Annotated in this window: 18 protein-coding genes; 6 read left to right on the top strand and 12 right to left on the bottom strand. The window is 72.2% G+C overall.

Annotation, left to right across the window (positions count from 1 at the left end; all coding sequences use genetic code 11):
* Positions 1-125: 125 nt before the first annotated feature.
* Entirely contained in the window at positions 126-848 is a 723-nt protein-coding gene (locus ACF1AG_RS07185; RefSeq protein WP_359604327.1) for a 3'-5' exonuclease, read from the top strand.
* A gap of 325 nt (positions 849-1,173) precedes the next feature.
* Here the strand turns inward: ACF1AG_RS07185 and ACF1AG_RS07180 are convergent, their stop codons facing one another.
* The gene (locus tag ACF1AG_RS07180; protein ID WP_359604325.1) at positions 1,174-2,037 is read right to left on the bottom strand and encodes an aminoglycoside phosphotransferase family protein; all 864 of its coding nucleotides are present in this window, start codon (positions 2,035-2,037) and stop codon (positions 1,174-1,176) included.
* 170 nt (positions 2,038-2,207) lie between these two features.
* Between ACF1AG_RS07180 and ACF1AG_RS07175 the strand changes: the two genes are divergently transcribed.
* The 4 genes from ACF1AG_RS07175 to mgt are packed head-to-tail and all read left to right on the top strand — an operon-like array spanning position 2,208 to position 6,524.
* Positions 2,208-3,146 (top strand): carbohydrate ABC transporter permease, encoded by a 939-nt coding sequence (locus ACF1AG_RS07175; RefSeq protein ID WP_387795418.1) that lies wholly within the window; start codon positions 2,208-2,210, stop codon positions 3,144-3,146.
* Positions 3,143-3,976, top strand: a complete 834-nt coding sequence (locus ACF1AG_RS07170) for a carbohydrate ABC transporter permease (RefSeq protein ID WP_387795416.1) — start codon at positions 3,143-3,145, stop codon at positions 3,974-3,976. Before ACF1AG_RS07175 ends, ACF1AG_RS07170 begins: the two co-directional genes overlap by 4 nt.
* An 8-nt stretch (positions 3,977-3,984) precedes the next feature.
* Positions 3,985-5,268, top strand: a complete 1,284-nt coding sequence (locus tag ACF1AG_RS07165) for an ABC transporter substrate-binding protein (RefSeq protein ID WP_391809435.1) — start codon at positions 3,985-3,987, stop codon at positions 5,266-5,268.
* A gap of 56 nt (positions 5,269-5,324) precedes the next feature.
* Complete coding sequence (mgt, locus tag ACF1AG_RS07160; protein WP_359604317.1) at positions 5,325-6,524, top strand: macrolide-inactivating glycosyltransferase; 1,200 nt, start codon at positions 5,325-5,327, stop codon at positions 6,522-6,524.
* 254 nt (positions 6,525-6,778) lie between these two features.
* On the opposite strand, the gene ACF1AG_RS07155 is transcribed toward mgt, so the two are convergent.
* On the bottom strand, positions 6,779-9,022 hold the full coding sequence (locus tag ACF1AG_RS07155; RefSeq protein ID WP_391809434.1) for an MMPL family transporter: 2,244 nt from the start codon (positions 9,020-9,022) through the stop codon (positions 6,779-6,781).
* A gap of 383 nt (positions 9,023-9,405) precedes the next feature.
* Here ACF1AG_RS07155 and ACF1AG_RS07150 point away from each other — a divergent pair, with 383 nt between their 5' ends.
* On the top strand, positions 9,406-9,954 hold the full coding sequence (locus ACF1AG_RS07150) for a DUF1697 domain-containing protein (protein WP_391809433.1): 549 nt from the start codon (positions 9,406-9,408) through the stop codon (positions 9,952-9,954).
* A 3-nt stretch (positions 9,955-9,957) separates the two neighbouring features.
* On the opposite strand, the gene ACF1AG_RS07145 is transcribed toward ACF1AG_RS07150, so the two are convergent.
* The 10 genes from ACF1AG_RS07145 to ACF1AG_RS07100 all read right to left on the bottom strand — a co-directional run bounded on the left by ACF1AG_RS07145 (position 9,958) and on the right by ACF1AG_RS07100 (position 19,178).
* On the bottom strand, positions 9,958-10,695 hold the full coding sequence (locus ACF1AG_RS07145; RefSeq protein ID WP_391809432.1) for a sirohydrochlorin chelatase: 738 nt from the start codon (positions 10,693-10,695) through the stop codon (positions 9,958-9,960).
* A gap of 10 nt (positions 10,696-10,705) precedes the next feature.
* The gene (locus tag ACF1AG_RS07140; protein WP_359601321.1) at positions 10,706-11,596 is read right to left on the bottom strand and encodes an ABC transporter permease; all 891 of its coding nucleotides are present in this window, start codon (positions 11,594-11,596) and stop codon (positions 10,706-10,708) included.
* Positions 11,583-12,371 (bottom strand): ABC transporter ATP-binding protein, encoded by a 789-nt coding sequence (locus ACF1AG_RS07135; RefSeq protein WP_359601322.1) that lies wholly within the window; start codon positions 12,369-12,371, stop codon positions 11,583-11,585. Before ACF1AG_RS07135 ends, ACF1AG_RS07140 begins: the two co-directional genes overlap by 14 nt.
* A 35-nt stretch (positions 12,372-12,406) precedes the next feature.
* The gene (locus ACF1AG_RS07130) at positions 12,407-13,507 is read right to left on the bottom strand and encodes an ABC transporter substrate-binding protein (RefSeq protein ID WP_387795408.1); all 1,101 of its coding nucleotides are present in this window, start codon (positions 13,505-13,507) and stop codon (positions 12,407-12,409) included.
* 106 nt (positions 13,508-13,613) lie between these two features.
* Positions 13,614-14,948, bottom strand: coding sequence for a GTP-binding protein (locus tag ACF1AG_RS07125; RefSeq protein ID WP_359601324.1), 1,335 nt, complete (start codon positions 14,946-14,948; stop codon positions 13,614-13,616).
* Between the two features lie 2 nt (positions 14,949-14,950).
* The gene (cysD, locus tag ACF1AG_RS07120) at positions 14,951-15,886 is read right to left on the bottom strand and encodes a sulfate adenylyltransferase subunit CysD (RefSeq protein WP_359601325.1); all 936 of its coding nucleotides are present in this window, start codon (positions 15,884-15,886) and stop codon (positions 14,951-14,953) included.
* 118 nt (positions 15,887-16,004) lie between these two features.
* A complete protein-coding gene (cysC, locus tag ACF1AG_RS07115) occupies positions 16,005-16,574 on the bottom strand; it encodes an adenylyl-sulfate kinase (protein ID WP_387795405.1) in 570 nt (189 codons plus the stop codon).
* Between the two features lie 5 nt (positions 16,575-16,579).
* Positions 16,580-17,290 carry a phosphoadenylyl-sulfate reductase gene (locus tag ACF1AG_RS07110; RefSeq protein ID WP_391809431.1) on the bottom strand — a complete coding sequence of 237 codons (711 nt, stop codon included), beginning with the start codon at positions 17,288-17,290 and terminating at the stop codon, positions 16,580-16,582.
* Complete coding sequence (locus ACF1AG_RS07105; RefSeq protein ID WP_359601328.1) at positions 17,287-17,466, bottom strand: hypothetical protein; 180 nt, start codon at positions 17,464-17,466, stop codon at positions 17,287-17,289. Before ACF1AG_RS07105 ends, ACF1AG_RS07110 begins: the two co-directional genes overlap by 4 nt.
* Positions 17,463-19,178 (bottom strand): nitrite/sulfite reductase, encoded by a 1,716-nt coding sequence (locus ACF1AG_RS07100; protein WP_391809430.1) that lies wholly within the window; start codon positions 19,176-19,178, stop codon positions 17,463-17,465. The genes ACF1AG_RS07105 and ACF1AG_RS07100 overlap by 4 nt, the downstream gene beginning before the upstream one ends.
* Positions 19,179-19,224: the final 46 nt, after the last annotated feature.

Genomic DNA, 19,224 nt, shown 5'->3' with positions numbered 1-19,224 from the left:
CATCCGTTCGCGTTCCGGGGGCTGCCCGGCCCGCCCTGGAAACGGAATGCGATCCTCTGGTTGTCAGTGGCGCGTGCGAGGGTGAAGCCACTGGGGGAACGCACCGCACAGAAGGGGGGCAGCCCATGGGCTGGCACCGGGAGCTGCTGATCGGCTTCGACCTGGAGACGACGGGGACGGATCCGCGAGAGGCGCGGATCGTCACGGGAGCCGTGATCGAGCTCCGCGCGGGGGAGACGCTGGGACGCCGGGAGTGGCTGGCCGACCCGGGTGTGCCGATCCCCGCCGACGCGGTCGCGGTCCACGGCATCAGCGACGAGCGCGCCGCCGCCGAGGGCCGCCCCGCCGACCAGGTGGCCGACGCCATTGCCGGCGTCCTGGCCGCCTACTGGCAGAGCGGCGTCCCGGTCGTCGCCTACAACGCCTCGTTCGACCTGAGCCTGCTCTCCGCCGAGCTGCGGCGGTACGGACTGCCGTCGCTGCGCGACCGTCTGGGCGGCGCCGACCCGGGCCCGGTGATCGACCCGTACACCGTCGACCGTGCCGTCGACCGCTACCGCCGGGGCAAGCGCACGCTGGAAGCGGTCTGCGCGGAGTACGGCGTCCGCCTCGACACGGCGCACGACGCGACGGCCGACGCCGTCGCCGCCGCCCGCCTGGCCTGCGCGATAGCCGACCGCCACCCTAAGGTCGCGTCCCTCGGCCCGGCGGAGCTGCACCGCCGTCAGATCGAGTGGTACGCGGCCTGGGCGGCGGACTTCCAGGACTTCCTGCGCCGCAAGGGCGACCCGGCCGCCCTCGTCGACGGCACATGGCCGCTGCGCGAGCCGGCGGAGGAGCCGGTCTAGCCCCGGGCTCACCCAGGGTGGTCGCCGGCACCGTGGTCTGATGACCCCGGGCCCTGGTCGGCCGGCGGCTGTCCACCCCGGACGGGCGGCGCGCCGCCCGGGCTCGCGGCCGGCCCACGCCGCCGCGGCGAAGCGCGCCCCGGCCGCGCGACGTCCGTCAGGATCGGGCCGCCCGCGAAACGCCATGCGTCTTCGGCCGCACCGGACGGGGTCCGGTGCGTGCGGCCGGAAGGCGAAGGAGGGCGGCGGACAGTGGGGGAGCGCGTGCCGGGCCCCGCGACGCCGGGACGAGCCGGGCGAGGGCCCAGAGGGTGGCCGGACCGCCTCAGAACGGGTACCAGCGCACCGTCTCGTCACCGTCCCGCAGGGACGCCACCCGGCGGCGGAACTCGGCCAGCGCCTTGGGGTTGCCCGGGGCGTGCTGGGCGACCCAGGCGCAGCTGGCGGTCTCCCGCGCACCGCGCAGCACCGAACACCCCTCCCACTCGCGCACGTCCCAGCCGTAGGTCTCGGTGAAGGAGGCGTAGGCCTCGTCGGGAAGGCCGTAGCGGTCGTGGGAGAGGGCCATCACCACCAGGTCGTGCTCGCGCAGGTCGGAGGAGAAGGTCTCCAGGTCGATCAGCACCGGACCGTCCGGCCCGACGTGCACGTTGCGCGGCAGCGCGTCGCCGTGGACCGGCCCGCGCGGCAGCCGGGGCGTCAGCGCGGCGGCGGCCGACGCGAAACCGTCGCGCCGTGCGCGCAGATACGCCGCGTCCTCCGGATCGACCGCGTCGCCCGCGAGCCGCAGCCAGCGCTCGACACCGTCCAGCAGCGCGCGGGGCGGCAGGGCGAAGGACGGCGGGGGCAGCGCGTGCACCTGCCGCAGCAGCACGGCCAGGTCCCTCGGCTCGGTGGGCCGCACCGGGGCGGGCAGCCGGTGCCACACGGTCACCGGGTGCCCCTCGACCAGCAGCGCCTCGGACACGGCGGGACGCACGGCGGGCACGCCCTGCTCGGCCAGCCATCCGGCGACGGCCAGTTCCCGGCGGGCCCGCTCCAGCAGCTCCGCGTCCCGGCCCACCTTCACCGCCAGGTCCCCGGCGGCGAACACCGCGTTCTCACCGAGCGCCAGCAGCCGCACGTCCCCAGCACCCGCGGGCAGAACCCCCGCGGCCTCCAGAACCTCCCGCGCCCGCGCCTCGTCCATCGCTTCCGCCTCCGTGTCCGTCCCGGGCCCCGCCGGGCGCCTCCGTCCGGCCGTTCGCCGGTCAGTCTCGCATTCGCACAGGTCGGGCGGTGTGCGCGGCCCCTTGACGTGCGCTGTCGCGTTCACGACCATGACCGGGCCCACCCCCCACGTGCAAAGGGGCTGATGCCGTGACGTCGGTGACCGAGGCGAGGAGGTCCGAGCCCCGCGCGCCCGATCCGGGCCGCCCCGGGCGGCCTGCCGTCGATCACGGCCCGTGGTTCCTGGTGCTGCCCGCGCTGATCCCGATCCTGGTGCTCAGCGTCGGCCCGCTGCTCCACGGGATCCTGCTGGCCTTCACCGACGCCCAGTCCGGCCGTACCGAGCCGACCCGCTGGATCGGCACGCTGAACTTCCAGGACCTGCTCCAGGACACCCTGTTCTGGGAGTCGTTCCGCATCGGGCTGGTGTGGGCGGTCGGCGTGACGGTCCCGCAGTTACTGCTGGCGCTCGGCCTCGCCCTGCTGCTCAACCAGGATCTGCGGCTGCGCTGGGCGGCCCGCGCCCTGGCGATCGTGCCCTGGGCGATGCCCGAGGTGGTTGTCGGCATCATGTGGCGCCTCACCTACAACCCGGACGCCGGCATCCTCAACGAGACGCTGCGCGACCTCGGGTTCGGCGGCGACCGGGACTGGCTGAGCGGACTCGCCACCGCCCTGCCCGCGGTGATCGTCGTCGGCGTGTGGGCGGGCATGCCGCAGACCACGGTGGCGCTCCTCGCCGGGCTCCAGAACACCCCGCGGGAACTGCACGAGGCCGCGGCCGTGGACGGCGCCGGCGCCTGGCGCCGCTTCCGCACGGTCACCTGGCCCGCGCTGCGGCCCGTCGCCCTCGCCATCACGGCGCTCAACCTCATCTGGAACTTCAACTCCTTCGCCCTGGTCTACGTGCTCACCAGCGGCGGCCCCGGCGGACGCACCCGCCTGCCCATGCTGTTCGCCTACGAAGAGGCCTTCCGGTACGGACAGTTCGGCTATGCGGCCGCCATGGGCTGTGTGATGGTCGCCGTGATCTCGGTGCTGCTCGCCGTGTTCCTCGTGGGCCGGCTGAGGGGAGGTGACGAGCGGTGAGAACCCGCCCCGCCGCCCGCGCCGGCCAGTACGCTGCGCTGCTCGCGTACCTGGTCTTCCTGGCCTTCCCGTTCGTCTGGCTGGCGTCCACCGCGTTCAAGCCGGCCACCGAGCTGGCCGGGCTGCACCCCACCTGGATCCCGCGGAACCCGACCCTCGACAACTTCCGTCAGGCCTTCGACGAGCAGCCGCTGCTGCGCGCCGCCCTCAACTCCCTGCTCACGGCGTCCTCCGCCGCCCTCGTCGCGGTCGCCGTGGCCACCCCCATGGCGTACGTCATGGCCCGCCACCGCTCCGCCCTGGCGCGGGCGGCGACCGGCTGGGTGGTCGTCAGCCAGGCCTTCCCGTTCGTGCTGCTGATCATCCCGCTGTTCCTGGTGCTGAAGAACCTGCGGCTGATCGATTCGCTGCCCGGCCTGGTACTGGTCTACGTCGTCTGGTCGCTGCCCTTCGCCCTGTGGATGCTCACCGGCTACGTCCGCGCCGTGCCGGCCGAGCTGGAGGAGGCGGCGGCCGTGGACGGCGCGGGACGGCTGCGCACCCTGGTGTCGGTGACCGTGCCGCTGCTCGCGCCGGGCATCGCGGCGACCGCCCTGTTCGCGTTCGTCACCGCGTGGAACGAGTTCTTCTTCGCCCTCGTGCTGCTGAAGACGCCGGAGCAGCAGACGCTGCCGGTGCTCCTCACCCGCTTCATCGGCGCCGAAGGCGTCGCCGACCTCGGCCCGCTGGCCGCCGCCGCGTTCCTCGCCACGCTTCCGTCCCTGCTGGTGTTCGCGCTCATCCAGCGCCGCATCACCGGCTCCCTCCTCGCCGGGGCGGTGAAGGGCTGATGTCCCCCATGACACGCGTCAGGATGCTCGTCGGGGCGATCGCCCTGGGTCTGCTCCTCGCGGGCTGCTCCTCCGGCGGCACCCGCGACGACGGCCGGGTCACCCTTCGCTTCCAGTCCCTGGCCTGGCAGCAGGAGTCGGTCGAGGCCACCAGGGAACTCGTCGACGAGTGGAACGCCCTCCACCCCGACATCCGCGTGGAGTACGTCCAGGGCAGCTGGGACAGCGTCCACGACCAGCTCCTCACCTCCTTCGAGGGCGGCGAGGCCCCCGACATCGTCCACGACGCCTCCGACGACCTCGCCGACTTCGCGTACGGCGGCCACCTCGCCGACCTCACGGACCTGCTGCCCGAGCGGCTCACCTCCGACATCCCGGAACTGTCCTGGCGGTCCGTCACCTTCGACGACGGCGTCTACGGCGTGCCGTTCCTCCAGGAGCCGCGCGTCCTCATCGCCGACGCCGCCCGCCTGAGGGAGTCCGGCGTCCGCGTCCCCACCCCCGAACACCCGTGGAGCTGGGCCGAGTTCCGCCGGGTGACGAAGGAGCTGTCCGGCGACGGCCGCTACGGTGTGGCCTGGCCCCTCAGGGAGCCGGTGTCCGCGACGCTCAACCTGTCCCTCTCCGCGGGCGGCCGGCTCTTCCACCGCGACGCCGACGGGAAGGTCACCGTGCGGTTCGAGGAGGGGGACGAGGTCGTCCCGCGCACCATCCACGAGCAGGTGAACACCGACCGCAGCGCCTCGTCCACCACCCTCGGCAGCGGCGGCTCCGACACCCTGCCCGGCCTGTTCGCCGGCAAGTACGCGATGGTGCCGCTCGGCTTCTCGTACCGTCAGCAGATCGTCCAGCAGGCGCCGGAGGGCTTCGAGTGGCAGGTGCTGCCCGCACCCGCCGGAGCCGGCGGGCTCGCCCAGGGCGTCAGCCCGCAGACGCTGTCCGTCGCCGAGGACTGCCCGCACAAGAAGGAGGCCGTCGCCTTCCTGGACTTCCTGCTCCAGCCGCGGAACATGGTGCGTCTGGCGCTCGGGGACTGGATGCTGCCCACCGGCCGTGAGGCCCTCGCCGACCCGACCCTGCGCACCCCGGAACACGGCTGGTCCATCGGCACGGCCCTGGCGTCCCACCTCCGCCCGGCCCCCGCGCAGTCCGTGCGGGGCTACCCGGAGTGGAAGGACAAGGTCGCCACCCCGGCGCTCCAGGAGTACTACAGCGGGGCGATCGGCCTCGGTGAGCTGCGGGAGCGACTGGAGGAGGACGGCAACCTGGTGCTGGCCCGGTACCAGCGGTGAGCGGGGCGTGACGATTTCAGTTGTACGAGACGTCTCGTCTCGTTTAAGGTCGTCCCATGACCGCTCCCGCACACATCGCCATGTTCTCCGTCGCCGCCCACGGGCACGTGAACCCAAGCCTCGAGGTGATCCGGGAGCTGGTGGCGCGCGGGCACCGGGTGACGTACGCGATCCCGCCGCTCTTCGCCGACAAGGTCGCCGCGACCGGCGCCGAGCCCAAGCTGTGGAACTCCACCCTGCCCGGTCCCGACGACGACCCCGAGGCCTGGGGCACCACCCTCCTCGACAACGTCGAGCCGTTCCTGGCGGATGCCGTGCAGGCGCTTCCTCAGCTCATCGAGGCGTACGAGGGCGACACCCCCGACCTCGTGCTGCACGACATCACCTCCTACCCGGCCCGCGTGCTCGCCCACCGCTGGGGCGTCCCCGCGATCTCCCTGTCGCCGAACCTCGTCGCCTGGGAGGGCTACGAGAAGGAGGTCGCCGAGCCGATGTGGGAGGAGCCCAACAGGACCGAACGCGGCAAGGCGTACCGGGCCCGCTTCCGTGCGTGGCTGGAGGAGAACGGGATCACCCTGAGTCCCGAAGACTTCGGGGGCCGCCCGGACCGCTCCATCGTGCTGATCCCGAAGGCGCTCCAGCCGAACGCCGACCGGGTGGACGAGCGCGTGCACTCCTTCGTGGGCGCCTGCCAGGGCGACCGCGGCGCCGAGGGCGACTGGCAGCGGCCTGCCGGGGCGGAGAAGGTCGTCCTGGTGTCGCTCGGCTCGTCCTTCACCAAGCAGCCGGCCTTCTACCGGGCGTGCGTGGAGGCGTTCGCCGGCCTGCCCGGCTGGCACCTGGTGCTGCAGATCGGCAGGCACGTCGACCCGGCCGAGCTCGGCGACGTACCGCCGAACGTCGAGGTGCGGTCCTGGGTGCCGCAGCTCGCGATCCTCAAGCAGGCCGACCTGTTCGTCACCCACGCGGGTGCGGGCGGCAGCCAGGAGGGCCTGGCCACGGCCACCCCGATGATCGCCGTGCCGCAGGCCGTGGACCAGTTCGGCAACGCGGACATGCTCCAGTCGCTCGGCGTGGCCCGCCACCTGCCCACCCAGGAGGCGACCCCGGAGGCACTGCGCACCGAGGCCCTCGCCCTCGTCGGTGACCCGGAGGTCGCCCGCCGGCTGATGGACATCCAGGAGGAGATGGCGAAGGAGGGCGGCACGCGGAGGGCGGCCGACCTGATCGAGGCGGAACTGCCGGACCGCGCCTGAGCCATGTGATCGCCGGCGCGGCCCGACGGCTCGCCGTCCGCGGCTCACGGCTGTCAGGCCGGGCGCGACGGCCCGGATCCGGCGGCGCCTGGCCTCCGGGACGGTCCCGGCGGCTCATGTCGGCCGTCGTGGACCCGGCAGCACGGTCCCGACGGCACTGACCCGACCGCACTGTCCCGGCCGCACGGCATCACGACATGGGCAGGGCCCGGCGTTGGCAGCCGCCGGGCCCTGGTCGGTGGTGACCGTGCCGGTCAGGCCGGCACCTTTTCGTCCTCGTCGTCCCGCGTCCCCGGCGTGACCGCCGCCGGCGCCTCGCCGTGCGTGAGGTCGGGCAGCCGGTGCAGCCACTTCGGGAAGTACCAGTTGCGCTCGCCCAGCAGCGCCATCACCGCCGGGAGCAGCACGCCCCGGATGACCGTCGCGTCGATCAGCACCGCCGCCGCCAGGCCCACGCCCATCTGCTTCATGGACTGCATGGACAGCGTCCCGAAGATCGCGAACACGGCGACCATGATGACCGCGGCGCTGGTGACCACGCCGGCCGTGGTGACCACCCCGTGCCGGATCGCGTCCCGCGTCTCCAGGCCCCGCGCCCGCGCCTCACGGATCCGGGACACCACGAACACGTGGTAGTCCATCGACAGGCCGAAAAGGATCACGAAGAGGAACAGCGGCAGCCAGGTGATGATGGCGCCCACGCCCTCCGCGCCCACCAGGGACGCGCCCCAGCCGTGCTGGAAGACCGCCACGAGGATGCCGTACGCGGCGCCCACCGACAGCAGGTTCAGCAGGATCGAGGTGACCGCGACCGTCAGCGAGCGGAACGACAGCAGCATCAGCAGGAAGGCGAACACCACCACGAACGCGAACACCGGGACCACCGACCCGACCAGCTGGTCGTTGAAGTCCTTGTTGCCCGCCACCTGGCCGGTGATCGGCGCCTCGACCCCGTCGACCTTGCCGAGCGTCGCCGGCCGCACCTCGTCGCGCAGCTTCTCCAGGCTGGCGGCCGCCGCGTCCTGGTCGGAGCCGCCCACCAGCGGCACGTAGACGAACGCCAGGTTCTGCTGGTCGTGCAGCTTGATCTCGACCGGGCCGCGCGAGGCGCCCGAACCGACCGCCTGCTCACGGAAGTCGGCGAGAGCCGCCTTCACCTCGGGCGCGTTGATGTCGTCCGCCCTGACGACCACCTCGGCCGGCTCCGAGCCGCCCGGGAACGCCTCGTTGACCCGGTTGTACGTCTGCACGATCGGCAGCGAGTCGCCGAACTCCTGGTCCAGCGTGAGGTTCTCGGTCTTCATGCCGAGCGCGGGCGCGGCCACCGCGAGCAGCGCACCGGTCGCCACGACCACCGACAGCACCGGCCGGGCCAGCACCCGCTTCAGGACCGCCGACCAGAACCGGCTGTCGTTGCGGCCGCTCGTCCGCCGCCGCAGGAACGGCACCCTGCCCTTCTCGACCCGCTCGCCCAGCAGCGACAGCAGCGCCGGCAGCACCGTCACGGAGCCGACCATCGCGACGGCCACCACCATCAGGGAGGCCAGGCCCATCGCCTCGAACTCGGCGATCCCCGTGAACAGCATGCCCGCCATCGCCACGCACACCGTGACACCGGAGACGACGATCGCCCGGCCGCTGGTCGCGGCGGCGATCCGCAGCGCGGTCTGCGCGTCCCGTCCGGCCGCCCGCTCCTCCCGCTCGCGGCGCAGGTAGAACAGGCAGTAGTCGACGCCGACGGCCAGACCCACCAGCAGCATCACCGAGTTGGCGGTGTCGCTCATCGGCTGGAGATGGCTCACCAGCCCCATCAGGCCCATGGTCGCCACGATCGCGGTGATCGCCAGCGCCACCGGAAGCAGCGCCGCCACCAGCGCGCCGAACGCGATCAGCAGGATGCCCAGGGCCACCGGCACCGCGGAGTACTCGGCCTTCTTGAAGTCGTCGCCGAACGCGTCGTCGAACGTCTTCATCATGCTGGCGCCGCCGATCTCCTCGATCCGCAGCCCGTCGTGCTCCTTCTGGACGTCCGCGACCGCCTCCAGGACCGGCACGATCCGCTCACCGGCCGTCTGCGGGTCGCCCCGCACGTCGAACTGGACCAGCGCGCTGCGCCCGTCCTTCGAGACCGTGCCGCTGTCGTACGGCGAGGTGATGTCCGTGACCTCGCCGGTCCGCTCCACGGCCGTCATGACCGCGGCGACCGCCGACCGGAACTCCCCGTCCGTGGACGTGAGGCCGTCGTCCTTCGCCTGGACGAGCACGGTCTCCGAGGCCGGCTCCTCGATTCCGGCCTCCTCGACGATGCGGGCCGCGGTGCTGGTCTCCCCCTTGATCTGTTCACTGTCCTCGACGTCGACCCGGCCCGCCGCCGAGCCGAGCCCCATCGCCACCACCACGAACAGCACCCAGATGGCGACGGCCGCCCAGCGGTGCCGCGCGCTCCAGCCGCCGGCGCGGGCGGCGAGCCCCCGTACCCGCGCGTCTCCGTTCCCCATGACGGGTTCGCTCCCTCGTCCGCGGCGGCGACCCCCTGCCGCCACCTGACGTTTCGACGGTATGGGCGGCGTGAGCGCGTCTCGTCGTGCTGCCCGGTGAAGCCTGCGGGCTCCGGCTCATCCCGACGGCGCGGCCCGCCTCCCCACTGGGGAGGACCGTGGCCCCCTACACGTGTCCGGGACACAGGCACGGCGGATCAGGGTCGAGCGGCGGAGGGGCAGGATCCGGTCAGCAGTTCCGCAACCTTGTTGAATAAGTCACAGCAGTGTGTTCAGGTTGCTCCGGGAGCTGCCCGTCGGTCAGAGTTGCGGGGCCCGCCGCGCGGGCCCCGGCCGTCGTGCCCACCCCCACGGGGCACGACGGCCGCACTACAGTCGGGGCCATGGCGACGAGATACGCGGCGCTGCTGCGCGGCATCAACGTGGGCGGCGGCAAGAAGGTCCCGATGGCCGAGCTGCGCACCCTGCTCGAGAGCCTCGGCCACGAGGACGTGCGCACCTATCTGCAGAGCGGCCAGGCCGCGTTCACCGCGGACCACGGCGACGAGGGGTCGCTGGCCGCCGACCTGTCCGGGGCCGTCGCCGGCCGCTTCGGCTTCGACGTGGACGTGATCGTCCGCGGCCACGCCTACCTGAAGGGCGTGGTCGACGCCTGCCCCTTCCCGGCCGCCGACCTGGAGCCGAAGCAGCTCCACGTCACCTACTTCTCCGCACCCGTCACCGAGGACCGGTTCGCGGAGATCGGCCGCGAGACGTACGTCCCGGAGGACTTCCGGTTCGGCGACCGCTGCCTGTACCTGTACGTCCCCGACGGCCTCGGCCGCTCCAAGCTCGCCGAGCATCTGTCGAAGCCCCGCCTGAACAGGGGCGTCGTGGCGACGAGCCGCAACTGGAACACGGTGCGCAAGCTGGTGGAGATGACGGCCGGCTGAGGCTCAGGCCCCCAGAGCCGTCAGCAGCGGTGTCCGGGCCGCGTCGTAGCGGTCCAGGAGGACCTGTGCGACCTCGGGGGCCGCGCCCAGGACGTCGGCCAGGACGTCCGCCCCGGACGCGCCGCGGACGATGCGGTCCGGGAGGCGGCCCGGGGCCAGGACGTACGGGGCGACGGCCACGCGGGCGCAGCCGAGCTCCCGCAGTTCCCGCACCGCGTCCTCGGTGCGGGGAAGGGATGCGGAGGCGAACGCAGGCCGCACGGCGCACCAACCGGTGTGCCGCCATTCCCGCGCGACGTCTGCGATCACTGCGATCGCCTCCGGGTCGGAGGACCCCGCCGAGGCCAGCACGACCCCGGTCGAGGACTTGTCGGCGGGCGTCAGGCCCGCCTCGTACACGCGGCGCTCCAGGGCCGCCAGCAGCAGCTTGGACGGGCCCAGCACGTCCGCCTGGCGGATCCGCAGCCGCGGGGGCGCCTCGGACAGCACCGCGGGGATGTCCGCCTTGGCGTGGAAGGCCCGGGTGAGCAGGAGCGGCAGCGCGACCACGTCACGCACCCCCTCCGCGTCCAGGGACTCGAGCACCGCGCCGACGGACGGCACGTTGAAGTCCAGGAAGCCGGTCTCCACCCGCAGCCCGGGCCGCTGCGCACGCACCCGGCGCACCAGGTCGTGGACGGTCGCGGCGTGCCGCGGATCGCGGCTGCCGTGGGCGACGACGAGCAGGACGGGACGACGCATCACCGGCACCTCAGCTCTTCACCAGGAGTCCGCGGGTGCGCAGGACCCGGCGTTCGAGAGGGCTGAAGATCAGCAGGTCGATGGCGATGCCGACGGTGAGGATCAGCAGGATCGCCTCGAAGACCATGGCCATGTCGCTGGCGTTGCGGCCGTTCTCCAGGAGCTGACCGAGGCCGACGCCGAGGTCGGGGAAGGACGCGATGATCTCGGCGGCCATGAGGGAGCGCCAGGAGAAGGCCCAGCCCTGCTTGAGGCCGGCGACGTAGCCGGGGAGGGCGGCGGGCAGGGTGATGTGCCAGGTGCCCTTGATGCCGGTGGCGCCGAGGGTGCGTCCCGCGCGCTGGAACAGCGGCGGGACCTGGTCGACGCCGGAGAGCAGTCCGTTGGCGATGGACGGCACCGCGCCGAGCAGGATGACCGCGTACATCATCTGGTTGTTCAGGCCGAGCCAGATGACGGCGGGCGGGACCCAGGCGACCGAGGGCAGGGACTGCAGGCCGGACAGGATGGGGCCGATCGCCGCCCGGATCAGCCTGACGCGGGCAAGGAGGAGGCCGAGGGGCGTGGCGATGAGCAGGGCGAGGCAGAAGCCGAACAGGCCGCGGGAGACGGAGGTCCAGATGTAGCCGAGGAGTTCGCCCTGGAGCCATGACTTCTCCAGCACGGCCCAGACGTCGGCGGGCGCGGGCAGCTTCGTGGGGTCGTCGACGACCTTGAAGGTGATCAGCGACTGCCACACGGCCAGCACGAGCGCGACGGCGACGAGCGGCGGGAGCACCTTCTGCGTGAAGGTGTGCCGCAGCGGCTTGCGGACGGTCTGCACCGTCTCCAGCGCGTCCAGGCCCGCTTCGAGTCCGGCGAGGTCCCCGGAGTCCTTGAGGGTGGTGTCAGTGCTGGCCATGTCGGCGGATCTCCCCACGGAGCTGCTCGGTGATCTCGACGGACAGCTCGGCCACGGCCGTGTCCTCGATACGACGCGGGTGCGGGATGTCCACGGTCCACTGCCGGGCGATGCGGCCGGGGCGGGAGGACAGCAGGACGACGCGCTGGGCGAGGCGGACGGCCTCGCGGACGTTGTGGGTGACGAAGAGGACGGACAGGCCGGTCTCGCGCCAGATGCGGGTGAGTTCGTCGTGGAGGACGTCGCGGGTGATGGCGTCGAGCGCGGCGAACGGCTCGTCCATCAGCAGCAGCCGGCTCTCCTGCGCCAGGGCTCGGGCGAGCGCCACGCGCTGGCGCATGCCGCCGGACAGCTCGTGCACCCGCTTGCCGTGGGCGCCGCCCAGGCGGACCAGCTCCAGCAGCCGCTCGGCGCGCTCGCGGCGCTCGTTCTTCGGGGTGCCGCGCAGTTTCAGGGCGAGTTCGATGTTCTTGCCGGCGGTGAGCCAGGGGAACAGGGCGTGCTCCTGGAACATCAGGGCGGGGCGGCCGTCGGTGGTGATGGCGCCGGCGGTGGGCCGGTCGAGGCCGGCGACGAGGTTGAGCAGGGTGGACTTGCCGCAGCCGGAGGCGCCGAGGAGGGTGACGAACTCGCCGGGGGCGACGTCGAGGCTGATGTCGTCCAGTACGAGCTGCTGCCCGGCGGGGCCGGCGAAGGACTTCGAGACGTGCTCGATACGGGCCGCGTGCGTGGCCGACTGCGTGCCGTCGGCGGCCTTGGCGAGGGTCGTTGCCATGGTCGTCACCTCCTGGGAAGCGTGCGTGATCCGGTTCAGGTGACGCCGAGTCCGGCGTCGTCGACGGCGGGCCGGCCGGCCGCCCGGAGGACCTTGCGGAGCAGGGACAGGTCGTAGATGCCCTTCAGGTCCGGCTGTTCCAGCAGGCCCGCCTCGACGGCGTGGCCGGCCTGGGTCCTGAGGGTGGCGGCGAGCGGGTCGTCCAGGAACGTGATCGACTTCCAGGCCGGGTCGAGCACGTCGGCGGGCAGCGGCTTGCCGGTGTCGGCCGCGAGCCGCGCGTTGGCGGCCTCCTTGGCCTCCTCGGGGTGGGCGTTGATCCACCGGTTGGACTCGACGGACGCCCGCAGCACGGCTTCCACGGCCTTGGGGTGCTTGTCGAGGAACTCCTGGCGGACGGCGATGTTGGTGATCACGAACTTGCCGTCCGGCCACAGCGCCGACTCGTCCAGCAGCACCTTGCCGCCCTGCGCGACCAGCCGCGACGCGGTCGGTTCCGGCACCCAGGCCCCGTCCACCGAGCCGGACCTGAACGCGTCCGGGGTGACCTTGTTGTCGCTGCGGACGACGGTGACGTCGCCCTTGCCGCTCTGCGGGTCGACCTTCCAGCCCTGCTCGGCGGCCCAGTCGAGGAACGCCACGTCCTGGGTGTTGCCGAGCTGCGGGGTCGCGATCCGCTTCCCTTCGACGTCCGCGAGGGACTTCACCTCGTCGGGGTTCACGACCAGCTTCACCCCGCCGGACGCCGAGCCGCCCACGATGCGCAGGTTCTTGCCGTCCGCCTTGGTCCAGCCGTTCACCGCGGGGGACGGGCCGAGGTAGGCGACGTCCAGGGAACCGGAGTTGAGCGCCTCGATCGCCGACGGACCCGCGTTGAAGACCGCGTACTTCGCCTCGGTGCCCTTGAGTTCCTTCTGGAAGAACCCCTTCTCGGCGCCGACCAGGGCGGTGCCGTGGGTGAGGTTGCCGAAGTAGCCGATCCGGACGGCGTCCAGACCGTCGGTCTTCGCACCTGAGGCGACCTGCGAGGTGCCCGTTTCCTTGGCCTGCGACCCGTAACCGCAGGCGGCCAGGGCCGTCAACGGCAGCATGGCCGTCACCGCGAGGGCGCGGCGCAGGGCGGTCGTGGCAGGCAAGGGGAACGGTCCTCTCGGTGGCGGTCCGGCGGTCGCGCGGTGGTCTCGCGGCCGGGCCGTCGGCGGGTTCAGGGCGGTGAGGAGGCGGCGGGAGGCCGGCGGACGGTCAGAAGTCCCACCCGTCGTCGTCCGCCCCGTCGTCGACCGGGTCGGGCGAGGCGAAGGACTCACCGACCATGCCGGCGGTCAGCGTGGTCCCGTCGTTGGGGTCGACCAGGATGAACGATCCTGTGCGGCGGGAGTCGGCGTAGGTGTCGGCGGGCAGCGGTTCGGCGGTGCGGATGGTGACGCGGCCGATGTCGTTGGCGGTGAGCCGGCCCGGGTGCGGGTGCAGGGACAGGTCGTCCAGGGTGAGCCGGGACGGGATGTCCTTGACGATCGCCTTGACCGTGCGGGTGCCGTGCTTGATCAGGACGCGGTGGCCGACCGTCAGGGGCTCGTCGGCGACGTGGCAGACGGTCGCCTCCAGGTCCTGCGTGGTGGCCGGGGCGTCCTTCGCGGGGACGATCAGGTCGCCCCGGGAGATGTCGATGTCGTCGGCGAGGAGCAGCGTCACCGACTGCGGCGTCCAGGCGACGTCGACCGGTTTGCCCAGCAGGTCGATGCCGGTGATCGTGGTCGAGCGGCCCGAGGGCAGCACGGTGATCTCGTCGCCGACGCGGAAGGTGCCGGCGGCGATCTGCCCGGCGTAACCGCGGTAGTCGGGGAGCTCGGGGCTCTGCGGCCGGATCACGTACTGCACGGGCAGCCGGGCGTGGCAGCGGGTCAGGTCGTGGCTGACCGGCACGGTCTCCAGGTGCTCGAGCACCGTGGGGCCGCCGTACCAGTCCATGTTCGCGGACGGGTCCACCACGTTGTCGCCGACCAGCGCCGAGATCGGGATCGCGGTCACCTCGGGCACGCCCAGCTCGGTGGCGTAGGCGGTGAACTCCTCGGCGATCCGCGCGAACACCGGCTCCTCGTAGCCGACCAGGTCCATCTTGTTCACGGCGAGCACCACGTGCGGCACCCGCAGCAGCGCGGCGATCGCCGCGTGCCGGCGGGTCTGCTCGACCACGCCGTTGCGGGCGTCGACCAGGATGACCGTCAGCTCGGCGGTGGAGGCGCCGGTGACCATGTTCCGCGTGTACTGCACATGGCCGGGGGTGTCCGCGAGGATGAAACGCCGCCGGGGCGTGGCGAAGTAACGGTACGCCACGTCGATCGTGATGCCCTGCTCCCGCTCGGCGCGCAGACCGTCGGTGAGCAGCGCGAGGTCGGGGGCCTCCTGGCCGCGGCCGGCGGAGGCGCGCTCCACCGCCTCCAGCTGGTCGGCGAGCACCGACTTGGAGTCGTGCAGCAGCCGGCCGACGAGGGTGGACTTGCCGTCGTCGACGGAGCCGGCGGTGGCGAACCGCAGCAGGGTGGTGGCCGAGAGCTCCTCGGTCGTGATCGTGCTCATGCTTAGAAGTACCCCTCGCGCTTGCGGTCTTCCATCGCGGCCTCGGACATCTTGTCGTCGGCCCGGGTGGCGCCGCGTTCGGTGAGCCGGGACGCGGCGATCTCCGTGATCACCTTCTCGACGGTGTCGGCGTCGGAGTCGACCGCGCCGGTGCAGGACATGTCGCCGACGGTGCGGTAGCGCACCAGGCGCTTCTCCACCGTCTCGCCGTCCTTGGGACCGCCCCACTCGCCCGCGGTCAGCCACATCCCGCTTCGCTTGAACACCTCGCGCTCGTGCGCGTAGTAGATCTCGGGCAGTTCGATGTTCTCGCGGGCGATGTACTGCCACACGTCCAGCTCGGTCCAGTTGGACAGCGGGAACACGCGCACGTGCTCGCCGGGGGCGTGCCGGCCGTTGTACAGGTTCCACAGCTCGGGGCGCTGGCGGCGCGGGTCCCACTGGGAGAACTCGTCGCGCAGCGAGAACACCCGCTCCTTGGCGCGGGCCTTCTCCTCGTCACGCCGGCCGCCGCCGAACACCGCGTCGAAGCGCTCCTCGCGGATGGTGTCCGTGAGGGGGACCGTCTGCAGCGGGTTGCGGGTGCCGTCGGGGCGCTCCTTGAGGACGCCGCGGTCGATGTAGTCCTGCACGGAGGCGACGTGCAGCCGCAGCCCGTGCTCGGCGACCGTGCGGTCGCGGTAGTCGAGGACCTCGGGGAAGTTGTGCCCGGTGTCCACGTGCAGCAGCGCGAACGGCACCGGCGCGGGCGCGAACGCCTTCAGCGCCAGGTGCAGCATCACGATGGAGTCCTTGCCGCCGGAGAACAGGATCACCGGCTTCTCGAACTCACCCGCCACCTCACGGAAGATGTGCACGGCCTCCGACTCGAGGGCGTCCAGGTGGGAGAGGGCGTACGGGCTGTCCGTACCTTCCTCGACAGTGGCGACGGTCGTCATGCTGCGCCCCTTTCGTTCTCCCCCAGACTCCGTCCGGGGGCACCCCCATCTCCGCCTGCGCGGCGCAGAGGTGCGGCCTTCGTAGTCGTCTGCGGCTGAGTGGCCGCGCATGCGTCGCTCACAGGAGTCCCCTTTCGCTGAGCACGGCGTGAACGGCCGCCGCGGACTCCTGCACGGTCTGGTGCTGCGACTCGATGCGCAGATCGGGTTTCTCGGGCTCCTCGTACGGGTCGTCGACGCCGGTGAGCCCGGACAGCTCACCCGCCGCCTGCTTGGCGTACAGCCCCTTCACGTCACGGACGGAGCACACCTCCACCGGCGTCGCCACGTGCACCTCCACGTACGGAGTGCCGTTCGCCTCGTGGCGGGCACGGACGGCCTCGCGGCTGTCGGCGTACGGGGCGATCACCGGGACGAGCGCCAGCACGCCGTTGCGGGCGAGCAGTTCGGCGACGAAGCCGATGCGCTGCACGTTGGTGTGCCGGTCCTCGCGGCTGAAACCGAGGCCCGCCGAGAGGAACTCGCGGATCTCGTCGCCGTCGAGCACCTCGGCCGGCCGGCCCTGTTCGCGCAGCCGGGCGGCGAGTTCGTGCGCGATGGTGGTCTTGCCCGCACTCGGCAGACCCGTGAGCCAGACGGTGGCTCCGGTCGTCACGTGGTTCTCCTGTTTCGTCGAAGGCGCTGTCATGGCGGTCAGCCGTGCAGCCCGCACTCGGTCTTTGCGCGGCCCGCCCAGCGGCCGGCGCGGACGTCCTCGCCCTCCAGCACGCGGCGGGTGCAGGGCGCGCACCCCACGGAGGCGTAACCGTCCTGGAGGAGCGGGTTGGTGAGGACGCCGTGCTCGGCGACGTAGGCGTCCACGTCGTCCTGGGTCCACCGGGCGATGGGGGAGATCTTCACCTTCCGCCGCTTCTCGTCCCAGCCGACGACCGGGGTGTTCGCCCGGGTCGGGGACTCGTCGCGGCGCAGGCCGGTCGCCCAGGCCAGGTAGTCCTTCAGGCCCTCCTCCAGCGGCCGCACCTTGCGGAGCCTGCAGCACAGGTCGGGGTCGCGGTCGTGGAGCCTCGGGCCGTACTCGGCGTCCTGCTCGGCGACCGACTGCCGGGGGGTGAGCGTGATGACGTTGACGTCCAGCACGGCCTCCACGGCGTCCCGGGTGCCGATGGTCTCGGGGAAGTGGTAGCCGGTGTCGAGGAACACCACGTCCACCCCGGGCAGCGCCCGGGAGGCGAGGTGGGCGACGACCGCGTCCTCCATGGAGGAGGTCACGCAGAAGCGCTTGCCGAACGTGCCGGCCGCCCACCGGAGGATCTCCGGCGCGGAGGCTCCCTCGAGGTCCCGGCCCGCCTGCTCTGCCAGTTCCCGCAACTCGACGGTGTCGCGCTCGTCCGGAACGGCCGTCATGCCGGGTCCCCTCCCGTGTCGGATCGGTCCAGACCCCGGGCCAGCAGCCCGAGGAACTTCAGCCGGAAGGCGCGGTTGCAGGCCGCGCACTCCCAGGCGCCGTGCCCCTCCTCGTTGGGGCGAAGGTCCTCGTCGCCGCAGTACGGGCAGTGGAACGGCGCCGCACGCTCGCTCACGACAGGGCCTCCTCGGAGGCGCGGGTGACCCAGGACGCGAACCGCTCGTCGTCCTCGCGCTCCGCTTCGAAACGCTTGAGCACCCGCTCGATGTAGTCCGGGAGCTCGTCCGCGGTGACCTTCAGACCGCGCACCTTGCGGCCGAACCCGGCCTCCAGGCCGAGCGCGCCGCCCAGGTGGACCTGGTAGCCCTCGACCTGCTCGCCCCTGTCGTTCAGCACGAGCTGGCCCTTGAGGCCGATGTCCGCGACCTGGATACGGGCGCAGGCGTTCGGGCAGCCGTTGAGGTTGATGGTGATCGGCTCGTCGAACTCCGGCATGCGGCGCTCGAGTTCGTCGATCAGCGAGGCGCCGCGCGCCTTGGTCTCGACGATGGCGAGCTTGCAGAACTCGATGCCGGTGCAGGCCATGGTGCCGCGCCGGAACGGCGAGGGGCGGGCGCTGAGGTCCAGCGCCTCCAGGGACTCCACCAGGGACTCGACCTGGGACTCCTCGATGTCGAGGATGATCATCTTCTGTTCGACGGTGGTGCGCACCCGGCCCGAGCCGTGCGCCTCCGCGACGTCCGCGATCTTGGTGAGGGTGGTGCCGTCGACCCGGCCGACGCGCGGCGCGAAGCCGACGTAGAAGCGGCCGTCCTTCTGACGGTGCACCCCGATGTGGTCGCGCCAGCGCGACACCGGCTCGGCGGGCGCCGGACCGTCGGTCAGCCTCCGCTTCAGGTACTCGTCCTCCAGCACCCGACGGAACTTCTCCGCGCCCCAGTCGGCGACCAGGAACTTCAGCCGGGCGCGGTTGCGCAGCCGGCGGTAGCCGTGGTCGCGGAAGATGGACAGCACGCCCTCGTACACGTCGGGCACGTCCTCGAGCGGCACCCAGGCCCCGAGCCGCACGCCCAGCTTGGGGTTGGTGGACAGGCCGCCGCCGACCCAGAGGTCGAAGCCGGGCCCGTGCTCGGGGTGGTGGACCCCGACGAACGCCACGTCGTTGATCTCGTGCACCACGTCGAGCACCGGCGAGCCGGAGATGGCCGTTTTGAACTTGCGGGGCAGGTTCGAGTACGCCTTGTTGCCCAGGACGCGGCGCTTCATCTCCTCCAGCGCCGGAGTGCCGTCGATGATCTCGTCCTCGGCGATGCCCGCGACGGGGGAGCCGATCATCACTCGGGGCGTGTCACCGCAGGCGGTGACCGTGGACAGGCCCACGCCCTCCAGGCGGTTCCAGATCTCGGGCACGTCCTCGATACGGATCCAGTGGTACTGGACGTTCTGCCGGTCCGTGATGTCCGCGGTGCCGCGCGCGAACTCCTGCGAGATCTCACCGACCACCCGCAGCTGCTGGGTCGTCAGAGCGCCGCCGTCGATGCGCACCCGCAGCATGAAGTACTCGTCGTCCAGCTCCTCCGGCTCCAGGACCGCGGTCTTGCCGCCGTCGATGCCGGGCTTGCGCTGGGTGTAGAGGCCCCACCACCGCATGCGGCCGCGCAGGTCGTTGGGGTCGATCGAGTCGAAACCCCGCTTGGAGTAGATCGTCTCAATGCGTGTCCGCACATTGAGACCGTCGTCGTCCTTCTTGAACTGCTCGTTGCCGTTGAGCGGGGTGAAGTGCCCCGCCGCCCACTGTCCCTCTCCGCGGTGACGGCTCGCCTTGCGGCGGGGGGTCGCGGAGGCAGGCTTCTGCGCGGCGGCAGGCTTCTGCGGGGTGGCGGCCATGGTTGATACGTCCTTCGGGACAGCGGTGGATGGTCTCTCGGCGTGG

Origin of the sequence: Streptomyces sp. NPDC014764 (assembly GCF_043082785.1) — a bacterium.
In the GTDB taxonomy this organism is placed as follows: Bacteria; Actinomycetota; Actinomycetes; order Streptomycetales; family Streptomycetaceae; genus Streptomyces; species Streptomyces althioticus.
The sequence above is the reverse complement of the archived record's forward strand: the minus strand, read 5'-3'. Positions and strand labels throughout refer to the sequence as shown.

Excerpts from the sequence above, each read along its gene's own strand:
- ACF1AG_RS07185 (WP_359604327.1), top strand. The coding sequence starts at position 126 with ATGGGCTGGCACCGGGAGCTGCTGATCGGCTTCGACCTGGAGACGACG.
- ACF1AG_RS07180 (WP_359604325.1), bottom strand. The coding sequence starts at position 2,037 with ATGGACGAGGCGCGGGCGCGGGAGGTTCTGGAGGCCGCGGGGGTTCTG.
- ACF1AG_RS07165 (WP_391809435.1), top strand. The coding sequence starts at position 3,985 with ATGACACGCGTCAGGATGCTCGTCGGGGCGATCGCCCTGGGTCTGCTC.
- mgt (WP_359604317.1), top strand. The coding sequence starts at position 5,325 with ATGACCGCTCCCGCACACATCGCCATGTTCTCCGTCGCCGCCCACGGG.
- ACF1AG_RS07155 (WP_391809434.1), bottom strand. The coding sequence starts at position 9,022 with ATGGGGAACGGAGACGCGCGGGTACGGGGGCTCGCCGCCCGCGCCGGC.
- ACF1AG_RS07150 (WP_391809433.1), top strand. The coding sequence starts at position 9,406 with ATGGCGACGAGATACGCGGCGCTGCTGCGCGGCATCAACGTGGGCGGC.
- ACF1AG_RS07145 (WP_391809432.1), bottom strand. The coding sequence starts at position 10,695 with ATGCGTCGTCCCGTCCTGCTCGTCGTCGCCCACGGCAGCCGCGATCCG.
- ACF1AG_RS07140 (WP_359601321.1), bottom strand. The coding sequence starts at position 11,596 with ATGGCCAGCACTGACACCACCCTCAAGGACTCCGGGGACCTCGCCGGA.
- ACF1AG_RS07135 (WP_359601322.1), bottom strand. The coding sequence starts at position 12,371 with ATGGCAACGACCCTCGCCAAGGCCGCCGACGGCACGCAGTCGGCCACG.
- ACF1AG_RS07125 (WP_359601324.1), bottom strand. The coding sequence starts at position 14,948 with ATGAGCACGATCACGACCGAGGAGCTCTCGGCCACCACCCTGCTGCGG.
- cysD (WP_359601325.1), bottom strand. The coding sequence starts at position 15,886 with ATGACGACCGTCGCCACTGTCGAGGAAGGTACGGACAGCCCGTACGCC.
- cysC (WP_387795405.1), bottom strand. The coding sequence starts at position 16,574 with ATGACAGCGCCTTCGACGAAACAGGAGAACCACGTGACGACCGGAGCC.
- ACF1AG_RS07110 (WP_391809431.1), bottom strand. The coding sequence starts at position 17,290 with ATGACGGCCGTTCCGGACGAGCGCGACACCGTCGAGTTGCGGGAACTG.
- ACF1AG_RS07100 (WP_391809430.1), bottom strand. The coding sequence starts at position 19,178 with ATGGCCGCCACCCCGCAGAAGCCTGCCGCCGCGCAGAAGCCTGCCTCC.